Source organism: Neobacillus sp. SRL179, assembly GCF_984799095.1.
In genome coordinates this window covers 4,496,445-4,508,278 of sequence record NZ_OZ481792.1, presented here as the reverse complement: position 1 = coordinate 4,508,278, position 11,834 = coordinate 4,496,445, and the positions used below count along the sequence as shown (strand labels likewise).

Genomic DNA, 11,834 nt, shown 5'->3' with positions numbered 1-11,834 from the left:
TTATTTAGTTAAACCAACAGCAAATTTTACGACTTCTGCCCCATTCATCATCCCGTAGTGAACAGAATTGATGGAATCAACCGGTATTCCTTTTTCTTCGCCTAATTTTTTGAATTGAGAAAGTAAATAACGAACTTGAGGTCCTAATAATAATACATCCGCTTCGTCAATATGATTTTTTACATCATCTGCACTAACAGCCCATATTTTCCCTTCAAGTCCTTGTTCCTTTGCGTACGTTTCCATTTTTGTTACCAATAAACTTGTACTCATTCCTGCTGCACAACATAATAAGATATTCATTATGGAAATCCCCCTAAAATGTTTTAAGAGATGAGCGTTAGAAAAAAATCTGTAGCAAACGATAGGTTTGCTCTCTCTTGTAATTTGAATTCTACTATTAAAGCGCTTTCATTTGTACGCACTCTTTTTCCGTTGCTCAAAGGAAATGATTATTTGGACTTTGCTGAAAATTCTTGGTAAAAGGATGGGAACCCTTCAAGAGAGAATAGAAGTGTGATAAGATTTTATATTAGGAAAATATTATTTTTCATTGGGAAGGGAGGATTTGCATGCTTCATCCTCGGACGACTTCTATATTACGGGAATTATTGAAAGCGGAAACATTTGTAACGAGTGAGTATTTAGCCCAAGTCCTAACTGTAACTTCCAGAACTATCAGGAGTGATATGAAAGAGCTGGAAGCCATTGTGGCAAATTACGGTGCGACAATTAAATCAATTAGAGGAACTGGATACCAGTTAGAAATACATGATGACCAAACCTTCCGTCAACTGCTGATGGGAATAATAGAGCAAGAGAAAGAAAAATATGATGAAATTCCGACACTGCCGGAAGATCGCGTCCGCTATATTATGCGTCGGCTTTTGCTAGCCGAGGAATATTGTAAGCTTGATGATATTGCTGATGAATTATTTATTAGCCGATCGACCTTGCAAAACGATTTAAAAATCGTAAAAAACATTTTTCATCGATATGGAATTACACTGGATAAACGCCCGAATTTTGGTCTTAAGGTAAGGGGGGACGAGTTCAAACTGCGTTTGTGCATTTCCGACCATCTCTTTGAAGAATTTACGAATGAACTGGAACTCACGGAAACCGATCTGCCGATTTACACAAAGGAAGACTTGATTATTATTCGAACCGTTATCGTCAACCAAATTAACACAAACCAGATTAGTTTGTCGGATATTGGTTTGAATAACCTCATTATTCATATCGCCATCGCCGCACATCGTATCAAAAGCGGGAAATATGTGACCTTACATTGTGACGATTTACTTGAACTAAAAAAGGAAAAACATTATCAAGTGGCAGAGAAAATAGTAAAAGAATTCGAAAGAGAATTAAAGGTTCGCTTTCCTGAGCAGGAAGTAGCCTATATGACCATTCATTTGCTTGGGACAAAGATGGCCACAGAGATGCACATACATGAAAGTACCATTCATGGGTTCATGGATATAAAAATTGATACAGTTGTAAAGAAAATCCTCAAGATCATTGACCATGAACTTAACCTGGGGATACAAGAGGACAAGGAATTGTATGTGGCGATCTGTTTGCATTTGAAGCCGGCTATTCATCGTTTTCACTTTGGCATTAATTTGCCGAATCCTCTCCTTGAGGACATTAAATCCAGTTATCCCGTTGCTTTTCAAGCGGCCGTGATTGCTGGAGCTGTTTTGAAACAGGACTTGAAAATAGATATAAACGAAAACGAAATGGGGTACTTGGCCTTACACTTTGGGGCTGCCATTGAAAATGCCAAAAGAGGTGAAAAACCAAAAAGGTGTTTAATCGTTTGTGCATCAGGAGTGGGAAGTGCACGGTTATTAGCATCAAAAATTCGCTCAAAGTTCGGTGACAAGATAGAAGTCATTGGTACAACTGATTATTACAAACTTAATCAAATTTCCTTACATGCCATTGATTTCATCGTCAGTACCATCCCGATTCATCTGCCAATCCCTGTTATTCAGGTTCATACTATATTAGGCGGAGGAGATTTTGAAAAAATCGAGTCGATTCTAACACGACGAGATCATCAGAATATGCCATTTATAAAAGAAGAGTTGGTGTTTCTTCAACAGTCTTTTGAAACAAGGGATGAAGTTTTGGGCTTTTTAGCTAAACAGCTTCAATCTTTGCGACTGGTGGATGACCACTTTTTAGAAAGTGTTCAGGCCAGAGAAAAACTATCACCCACAAGCTATGGGAATTTTGTTGCCATTCCACATCCTGTCACACCACAGACTGCAAACACCTTTTGGGCGATTTGCACCTTAAAGAATGCAATAGACTGGGGCGGGAAAAGAGTTCAATTCATTTGCTTGTTAAGTGTGGAGAAGAATAGCGGAAATGATTTGCAAAATATGTATGATCATTTAATTGAACTCGTAGATGATAGCCAAGTGGTGCAGCAATTCATTAAATGCAAAACCTATAAAGAATTTGAAGCCATCTTCTCTAGTAAATATAAAAATCTTCTTTTGCCCTAAGCGGGGAGTCCGGGAGGAAAAGGATGAATATTTTATTATGTTGTTGCGCAGGAATGTCTACCAGCCTATTAGTTTCTAAAATGAAGAAAAGTGCCTTAGAACAGAAGCTTGATTATCGAATCTGGGCCATTCCAATTGAAGCCGTTAGCAGGGAAATTGACCAAGCAGATGTTTTGCTTCTCGGCCCGCATGTTCGATATTTGTACAACGAATTTAAGCAGTTAGGTGAAAAAAAGGGGATACCCGTAGCTGTCATTGATATGGCACACTATGGGACTTTTAATGGGGCAGACGTATTGAAAGTAGCAGAAGAACTTTATAAGGGAAAAGACAGGATCAGTCAATGAGATTCTGTCTTTTCTTTTTTCATGCCCCGAACCTTTTATATGTAGGATCAGTCATTTCCTTTGTTCATAGGAAAAAGGATGAATGTAAATAAATGCCCAGTTACAATATAATATATTTAGCCTATAAAGAATTGAAAATAGAGTAAAAGGAATGGACTGATAATAAAAATGAAAAATAAGTTTTTTAGTAAGGTGAAGGATAGGGGAGTATTTATTTGGAAAATCCCTTCATTTCCAAGTCTATTTCTTATTAACTTTATATTTGGGCTCTCGTCATCATTTTTTGTTCCCTTTTCGTCTCTTTTCGGGCTTGATGAAGCAAAAATGAGCAACGTTGGGTTTGGAATTTTTATGACGATAACAGCCTTGGGCGGAGTAATGATTAGCAGCTATCTAGCTAGATTATCGGATATGAATACCAGCCGAAAAAGGTTGTTGATTCTAACTTCCGCTTCAGGTGTAATAGGCTATTCACTTTATGCATTCTTAAGAAATTATTACGCCTTATCCTTTACGGGTTTCTTTATTTTGGGTATTACGGCTGCGGCGATTCCGCAATTATGGGCATATGCTCGGGATGCGCTCAAACATGCCAATATTCCGAATGAAGAAACTCCATTTATTATGAATATTTTTCGAATGTTCTTTGCCCTCTCTTGGACTGCGGGGCCGGCTTTGGGATCAGTGCTGTTGATGAAAACAGGTTTTAAGGGCCTATTTTTATTTGTGGCAGCAGGCTATTTTCTTGCACTTCTGACCATTATTTTTTTATTAAAGGATATTTCAAAACCACAGTTATCGGTTGACAAACCACCTTTGATGAAAGGATATATAAAAAGGCCGTATATTTTTGGCTATCTTGCCGCAGCATTTATGCTTTCAACGGCAACATCCATCCACTTTCTGAACGTCCCGCAATTTGTTACAAAGGTATTGCATGGGACTGAAATGGATGTAGGGATGATATTTAGTGTCCCTCCCATTTTTGAGGTTCCCTTTATGATTCTTGTGGGGGTACTGGCAACAAAAATGAATAATGCCAATCTAATTAGGTTTGGCTTTACACTTGCCTTACTATACTTCTTATCGTTTGGCTTTGTCAGGGCACCGTGGCAAATCTACCCTATTCAGATTTTAAGTGCTGCCCAAGTCTCTATTACAGCGGGAATCGCTATTTCATATTTTCAAGATCTTATACCGGAGGCTCCGGGAATGGCCACTACTCTTTACATGAATACAACCCAAATCGGGTCTACGCTGGGTTACATGCTATTCGGCATCATCTCAGAAGCAGTCAGCTATAGAAATGTTATTTCGATATATACGGTTATTGCTGGCATCGGGCTGTTATTTCTGCTCCTGTTTGGAAAAAGGAAAAAACAGACAGTGGGGACGGTTCTCATGCATCATTCGGATTGAGTATAAGAAGAAAGACTATGGAGCGGTTCTTGTGCATCATTTCGGATAGAGTAAGAAGCACAGCTGCTTTATTCTCTCGACAATCTTTTTAAGCATACCGAAGGGTCATTCCAGGATTGGTGCGGGCTAAGGTTTATTCTAATCAAACGTTTGAGTAGTGTTGAAAGATTGGAAGATTTGTAGAACTGTCTAATATAGCCAAGTTGTTTATGTGGAGATGTAATATGTAAAGCTTAATTTAACTTCTATTAAAAACGATTCGGACACCGAATCGTTTTTTTGTTTTCGTTAATTAGTCAGATTAATTTCTACCTGGGTTCTGTTTGATAAAATAAATAACCAGTTAAACGGAACCTTTTCGCATCTATACAATAATGGGATGCTATTAATTAATCATTTTCTATCAAATTTAGAGCGTAAGACCCTCCCCATGTGTCACGTTTGACACATTTTCTTACATGGATTATTTTCCCTTTTCGTTGAAAAGCAATGTTTTAGGTTTTATAATAGAATAACAGTTTAAATTTTTAAATTATTTTGAAAATTAAAATTGAATGTAGTTGTAGTACCAAATACTGAAGGGAGTGTAGTGAATGTCAACGACCATTGCAAAAGAAAATGCAGTATTGAACATGTCTCCAAAAAATATCCCCGTTCTTCGCGTACAAAATGGGAGTACCGTGGTGTTTGAAACATTAGATTGTTTTAGCAATCAGATTCAGCGTGAGGATCAGCCATTTAGTTCCGTCGGCTGGGATCAAATTAATCCGGCAACAGGCCCTTTATTTGTAGAGGGAGCAGAACCTGGGGATACGTTAAAGGTGGAAATTCTTGATATTAAAATTGAGGACAAAGGTGTCATGACCACAGCCCCTAAGCATGGTGTCTTGGGAGACATCGTGAAAGGAGAAACCACAAAAATCATTCGGATTGAGGAAGGTAAAGTACTGTTTAATGATAAAATACATATTCCTATCAAACCCATGATTGGTGTTATTGGCACTGCCCCAGCCCAAGAAGACATACCAACCGGAACACCTGGTGAGCATGGGGGTAACATGGACTGTAAAAAAATCATCAAGGGTTCTACCCTCTACTTGCCTGTAAATGTCCCAGGAGCTTTACTATCAATGGGTGATTTGCATGCCGTGATGGCAGATGGAGAAATCGTCATTTGCGGGCTCGAGATTCCTGGAGAAGTAACCGTTAAAGTAACAGTTGTCAAAGACAGCAATCTTCCGCTGCCCTTGCTCGTAAGCGAAGGGAAGTTAATAGCGATCGCTTCTGCTCAAACGCTGGATGAAGCTGCAAAAAATGCAACTATTCATATGCACCAATTCTTAGTGGAGGAGTTAAAAATAGAAGTGGATGAAGCAGGTATGCTATTGTCGCTCATTGGCGATTTAGCTATTTGTCAAATCGTGGATCCCCTTATGACCGCTAGAATGGAGCTGCCAGAGTGGGTGTTAGAGAAGTATGAATACAAATTGAAATAATGGAGTTGACCCTATGTTAAACCGAGTATTAGGCAAATGGCTTCTGATGTTTACTGGTTATGCAACGGTCGTAGCCTCTGGTTTTATGATCGGAGTGGGCGGTGCCGCCAATGAAGCTGGGGCACTGTCGATTGTTTCTTACTGGTTGTTTGGTGGAGTCGCAACTTTCGCTACAGCTTTCGTCTTTTCTGAACTGGCCACAATGTTCCCTAAGTGTGGTGGTGTTTGGGAGTACACAAAGCAATCCTTTGGGGACGACCATCCTCTTTCCTTTATGGTTGGGTGGATCTATTGGTTTGCCCTTCTATTTGGCTTAAATGTAGAGTTAGTTTCAGTTGGTATTTACGTTCATGAATTATTACCGGTCATCCCACAGTGGGTGGGTGCCTTAGCAACGTCTGTTGTGTTTGTTCTTCTTAACCTAATTGGAGTACGGTTATCCACCATTATTGAGGCTGGATTCGGTGTGATTTTGATATTATCATCCGCGTTCTTTATTTTACTAGGATTAGGACATTTGGATCTTGGCCTGTTCCAAGATTTTGCACCAAACGGAACAATCGAGCCCCTATTAAAAACCCTTCCGTTTGTCGTGATTGCGTTTTGTGGCTTTGAAGTAGTGGCTACTCTTGCAGAGGAATCCAAGAATCCGGAGAAAGACATTCCAAAAGCATTAATTGGGGCAGCCAGCTTTTTAACCATCCTATTTGGCGGCTTTGCCACCATTCTATTTGGAATTCTACCTGCTGCAGAACTGGCAACAGAGGCACCGTTAATTAAAGCGGGAGGGATGATTTTCGGAGGAATCGGAACTCTGTGGCTGGCAATTCAAAGCTTTACAGGTTCTATGAGTACGGTAAACGGCGGTGTTATGGGTCAAACGCGGGTTTTATATGCAATGGCTAGAGAAGGTTGGTTTAGTAAAGCATTTGCCAAAGTAGACGTAAAAAGTAATGTACCAAAGGGCTCTTTATACTTTACCGCAGGTTCCATGATCATTGTATCTCTTCTTCCAACCATTACAGAAAAAGCATGGGTCTGGGCGGGATTCTTGGGAGTATTTGGATATGCATTAACCTATATCGTTGCGTGCTTCCTCGTTATGTATTTAAGGAAAAAGTACCCTGACATGAAGCGTCCTTATAAAGTTCCTTTTTATCCGTTTACCCCTATCATTGGGATTGTCCTCTATTTATTGGCGATTATTTATTCAGGAATGAACATCATCCTGGTCGGTGTCATCTGGTGTTTGGTGGGTGTTGCCTACTATTACCTTTTTGGGATCCGCTCTCGAAAGAACTATTTATCTATAAACCGCGATCAGAACAGCCTCAATTTATAGTGTGGCGTGGGGACGGTTCTCGTGCTCCAACTTTCATAGTGCACGAGAACACCCCTACTTTACTTTTCGTCACTCTTTTTAAGCTTTGGTTTGATTCAGAACACCCGAAGTGATTTCGAGCCAGCTGAGTCCGAATAAGCCCTATAAAAAAGAAGAGTGCACTTTTGCATACACTCTACACTCTTCTCATGAGATGGTAGCTCGAGAATGAATGGCCATTTACTAAGTAGAGCGCCTATTTTTACGTTAATGCATGGGCTTTTCCCACGCACCGCTTACTTCTACGCCAGTTTCCTTTGCTGCTTTTTCTAGTTCGAGGATTTCCTGGGCTGTCAACTGGACTTCGGCTGCTTTTACAGCATCCTCAATATGGGAGATTTTCGTCACACCAATAATCGGTACGGTCCCTTTTGCAATCGCCCAAGCCGTAGCAATTTGTGCAGTTGAAGCATCGTGTTTGCTGCCGATTTCCCTCATTACTTCAGTTAAGCCTTCGATCTTGGCAAGCACGTCTGAATTAAATGCCTCGCCTCTTCTGGTGCCGCTTGGCAAAGGGTTTTTCGAATTGTATTTGTCAGTTAATGCACCTTGTTCCAACACCATATAAGAAAAGAATACCATATTATTTTCATTGCAGTAATCAATAATTCCGGCCTCTTCTGATGACCGGTAAAGCAAGCTGTAATGGTTTTGGACAGCTGAAATTTTCAGCCCTTCTTCCGCCAGGATGCTAGCTGCCAATTTAATTTCGTTCAGATTATGATTGGAGACACCTACATGTTTTACTTTTCCACTTTTCATTAAAGGGATTAGTTTTGGTGTCCATCTTTTCACATCTTCCGGGCTGTGGATCCAATAAATATCAGCATGATCGACGTCGAGCCGGTTTAGGCTTCCGGTCAAAAATTCCTCAACCGCGTTGTCATTGTCTCCCGCCATTCGTGGAGTGAATTTAGTGGAAATTAGCACATCATTCCGGCCTTTAATGAAATTCCCCAAAATGTTCTCTGAAGCGTTCATCCCATATACCGCCGCTGTATCCCATAAATTGAATCCAGCATCCATTGCCGCGTCAAATACCGGCTTTAAGTCCGTTTCTGAAATATAATTTCCAAAAACCTTATCCCCGCCGTTTGCCCCGGTGCCCCATGACCATGTACCAAGAGCGACCGGAGGAATCGTCATATTCTGCAATTTTACCATTTTCATTCGAATTACCCCTTTCTACATTTTAAAATGGCTATCCTCATTTTAATTTACCCTAAATTGGTTTGCTCCAATATTAGAGAGAATGTACTTACCAACCCCTATATTATCGCTAACATTTTCCTTTTAGCAAACAGGACGAATTGTTCAGGTATCTTGTTGATGCTAGGTTAAGCTTAAGAAACACGCGGTTTCATGTATGTAAAAAAACACGTCTTGTGAAAGTAAAAACTAGAAGCATCTGATTCAAGTGAGGGGAGTAGCTTTTTGCAGTATTTTAGAGCAGAAGAACCGTCCCCATGACCCACCGTGTCGAAGGATGACTGATAAAAGTCGAATAACTACTATTGACAACTGGGCTAAATTATTTTTTAATTAACATGCGAGGTTAGAAAATTCAGAAGATTTTGAAATGTTCACATAGTGAACACGATGTTCGGTTATCGGTCAATTTTAGAAGGACGGAGACAAACTCATAAGCTTAGAGTTTGGGTAAGATTATGTTCACATAGTGAACACTCCGTTCGCATAACGGTTAATTACCTTTTGACCACCACAATAAAGGCAAGAAAATGATTGTTCAGATGATGAAAACCAATCAGGAGGTGATAAATTTGGATTCTTATATGCTGCAAACACTATCAAACGCGATTGATGTGATTAATGTTTTTGAATCGGAACCAAAACCATTAAGCATTCAGGATATTGTCCGGAATACAAAGATGAATCGAACTTCCGTATATAGGATTTTATATACGCTTAGATCAAAGGGCATTCTCGAGATGGATGAAAATACCGGAAAGTATAGTTTAGGCATTAAAATGGTTCAATTATCTTCACTGGTGTTGCAAAGGTTGGACATTAGGCAAATTGCCAGGCCGTATCTTGAAAAGTTATGGAAAGAAAGTAATGAAACCATTCACCTTGTTGTTATGAATGAAAAGAATGCTATTTTTATCGATAAATTAGAAACGAGAAATACGATTTTTATGGGATCACATATCGGCTGGGTTGCCCCTCTTTATAGTACGGCGTCCGGAAAGATGCTATTAAGCTATCAAACTGAAGAATTTATAAACGATTACTTGGAAGCGATTACAATTATCCCTTATACGTATAAGACCATTACGGATAAACATGATTTCAAACATAACTTAAGACTTATTAGGGAAAAGGGATATTCTTTCGACAATGAAGAGATGGTCGAAGGATTGAAATGTATTGCCGTCCCTATCACAAATGCGGGTGGAAAAATAGTTGCTGCTCTTAGTATTTCCGGTCCTACCAGCAGGATGAGTATCAAACAGGATCAGATAATCGACATGATGTTTGAATATGCATCCATGATTTCACATGAGGTGTCAAAAAGTTCAGAGATGTTTATTGGCTCGTAAAGGTTGAATTATTTTTAAAAATAAGGAGGATAAGGGATGGAAAATCAGACTTATGAGTTAGTTCGTAGAATTGGAGAAAATGGTGAATTAGTGGATGAGAGTAAACTAGAATTGTCTGATGGTGAACTTCGTGAATTATACCAAAAGATGTTGAGTGCCAGACTATTTGATGAACGGGCGTTCCGATTGCAGCGTCAGGGTAGGATTGGTACTTATCCCCCGTTTAGCGGACAGGAAGCCGCCCAAGTTGGAAGTACTTTTCTATTAGAAAAAGGAGATTGGTTATTTCCATATGGGCGCGATTTAGCTGCTTGTTTTACTTTCGGAAAAGATATGAAAGGGGCTCTCCTCTACGCAATGGGACACAAGGATGGAAGCAAAGTGCCACAGGATGTAAATATTTTCCCTTTAGCGATCATGATTCCTCCGCAAATTCCCCAAGCAGTTGGAGCGGCTTGGGCAAGTAAATTAAAAGGAGAAGACCGGGTCGCATTGACGACCTTTGGAGATGGAGCTACCTCCAAAGGAGACTTTCATGAAGGACTTAACATGGCGGCTGTGTTAAAGGCACCTGTCGTTTTCCTTTGTCAAAACAATAAGTGGGCGATAAGTGTTCCGATTGAAAAGCAAATGGCTACCGATACGATTGCTCAAAAAGCAATTGCCTATGGAATGAAGGGTGTCAGAGTCGATGGAAATGATGTGTTAGCCGTTTACGATGCAACAAAAGAGGCCATTATTCGTGCCCGCAATGGGGAAGGTCCTACTTTGATTGAAGCGGTTACCTACCGTGTCGGCCCGCATACTACCTCGGATGACCCGACAAGATATCGAGAAGAGTCAACGGCTGAAGAATGGCGTACGAAGAGAGATCCGATTCAGTTGTTTAAGAGCTTCCTTATCAAACGGGGAATTTGGTCTGAACAGGAGGAAGCACAAGTAGTCGAAGTCATGAAAAACGAGATTAATCAGGCTGTAAAGGAGGCAGAGGCCGCCGCGAAAACAACCATTTCAGATATTTTTGAGCATGTGTATGAAACACTAACACCAGATTTAGTCTTGCAAAAAGAAGAAGTAGAAACCAATTTATTCGTAAAAAAATAAGGGGGAATCGAAATGGCACTAAAAACAATTGTTCAGGCAGTGAATGAAGCAATGGATCAGGTGATGGGACAAGATCCATCCGTCATGGTTCTCGGACTTGACGTTGGCACGAACGGAGGAGTTTTTCGAGCCACTGAAAAACTGCTCGAAAAGCATGGGGAAAATAGAGTCATCGATACACCACTTGCTGAATCAGCGATCATCGGCTCCGCTATCGGGCTTGCCGTTAATGGATTTAAACCAATAGTAGAATTGCAGTTTATGGGTTTTATCTATTCGGCTATGGATCAAATTTGTTCCCAAGCAGCGAGGACGCGTTTCCGCTCAGGCGGAAGATTTACTGTACCGATGGTGATTCGTGGCCCATTTGGCGGTGGTGTTCATGCCCTTGAGCTTCACTGCGACAGCTATGAAGCCTTTTTTACCCACACGCCAGGATTGAAGGTTGTGATCCCGAGCAGTCCGTATGATGCGAAAGGGTTATTAATAGCAGCGGTGAAAGACCCAGATCCAGTCATCTTCTTTGAACCAATGAAAATCTACCGATCCATCAAGGAAGAAGTACCTGATGAAATGTATGAAATTCCACTCGGCAAAGCAAATGTTGTCAGAGAAGGAGAAGATATTACCATTATTAGCTGGGGAGCCCCTGTTCCAATTGCTGTGAAAACAGCAGAAAAGCTGGAAAAGGAGAAGGGTTTATCGATTGAAGTGGTTGATTTACGAACGCTAGTACCATTTGATACAGAAACCGTTATGAACTCTGTTCGGAAAACGGGACGTGTGATTGTGATGCATGAAGCTGTTAAAACGGGCGGATTTGGTGCTGAAGTGGCCGCAAGAGTGATGGAAGAGGCTTTTACATACCTCGAATGTCCAGTTGAAAGAGTAACCGGATTTGATACGCCATACCCGTTCCCACAGGTTGAATTTGAATGGATGCCAAATGAAAACAGGCTGATCCATGCAGTCGATAAAGTACTAACCTATTAAAATCATAGGGG

General features: G+C 40.4%; 10 protein-coding genes. 8 read left to right on the top strand and 2 right to left on the bottom strand.

Going from position 1 to position 11,834, the window contains the following annotated elements; genetic code table 11:
- Positions 1-303, bottom strand: a complete 303-nt coding sequence (locus AC4E8C_RS22135) for a PTS sugar transporter subunit IIB (RefSeq protein ID WP_490208790.1) — start codon at positions 301-303, stop codon at positions 1-3.
- A 269-nt stretch (positions 304-572) separates the two neighbouring features.
- On the opposite strand from AC4E8C_RS22135, the gene AC4E8C_RS22130 reads away from it, so the two are divergent.
- The 5 genes from AC4E8C_RS22130 (at position 573) to AC4E8C_RS22110 (ending at position 7,126) form a co-directional block, all read left to right on the top strand.
- A complete protein-coding gene (locus tag AC4E8C_RS22130) occupies positions 573-2,522 on the top strand; it encodes a BglG family transcription antiterminator (protein ID WP_490208789.1) in 1,950 nt (649 codons plus the stop codon).
- Between the two features lie 23 nt (positions 2,523-2,545).
- The gene (locus AC4E8C_RS22125; protein WP_490208788.1) at positions 2,546-2,869 is read left to right on the top strand and encodes a PTS sugar transporter subunit IIB; all 324 of its coding nucleotides are present in this window, start codon (positions 2,546-2,548) and stop codon (positions 2,867-2,869) included.
- 168 nt (positions 2,870-3,037) lie between these two features.
- Positions 3,038-4,288: a sugar efflux transporter gene (locus AC4E8C_RS22120; RefSeq protein ID WP_490208787.1), complete on the top strand. Its 1,251-nt coding sequence runs from the start codon at positions 3,038-3,040 to the stop codon at positions 4,286-4,288.
- Between the two features lie 593 nt (positions 4,289-4,881).
- Entirely contained in the window at positions 4,882-5,784 is a 903-nt protein-coding gene (locus tag AC4E8C_RS22115; RefSeq protein WP_490208786.1) for an acetamidase/formamidase family protein, read from the top strand.
- Positions 5,785-5,797: 13 nt separating this feature from the next.
- On the top strand, positions 5,798-7,126 hold the full coding sequence (locus tag AC4E8C_RS22110) for an APC family permease (RefSeq protein ID WP_490208785.1): 1,329 nt from the start codon (positions 5,798-5,800) through the stop codon (positions 7,124-7,126).
- Between the two features lie 246 nt (positions 7,127-7,372).
- Here AC4E8C_RS22110 and AC4E8C_RS22105 read toward each other — a convergent pair whose 3' ends face one another.
- Positions 7,373-8,335 (bottom strand): aldo/keto reductase, encoded by a 963-nt coding sequence (locus tag AC4E8C_RS22105; RefSeq protein ID WP_490208784.1) that lies wholly within the window; start codon positions 8,333-8,335, stop codon positions 7,373-7,375.
- Between the two features lie 611 nt (positions 8,336-8,946).
- Between AC4E8C_RS22105 and AC4E8C_RS22100 the strand changes: the two genes are divergently transcribed.
- From AC4E8C_RS22100 to AC4E8C_RS22090, 3 genes are read left to right on the top strand one after another with little or no spacing between them, the layout of a single operon-like run.
- Positions 8,947-9,726: an IclR family transcriptional regulator gene (locus AC4E8C_RS22100; protein WP_490208783.1), complete on the top strand. Its 780-nt coding sequence runs from the start codon at positions 8,947-8,949 to the stop codon at positions 9,724-9,726.
- A 36-nt stretch (positions 9,727-9,762) separates the two neighbouring features.
- Positions 9,763-10,830 (top strand): pyruvate dehydrogenase (acetyl-transferring) E1 component subunit alpha, encoded by a 1,068-nt coding sequence (pdhA, locus tag AC4E8C_RS22095; RefSeq protein WP_490208782.1) that lies wholly within the window; start codon positions 9,763-9,765, stop codon positions 10,828-10,830.
- 12 nt (positions 10,831-10,842) lie between these two features.
- Positions 10,843-11,823, top strand: coding sequence for an alpha-ketoacid dehydrogenase subunit beta (locus AC4E8C_RS22090; protein WP_490208781.1), 981 nt, complete (start codon positions 10,843-10,845; stop codon positions 11,821-11,823).
- The last annotated feature ends 11 nt before the right edge of the window (positions 11,824-11,834 follow it).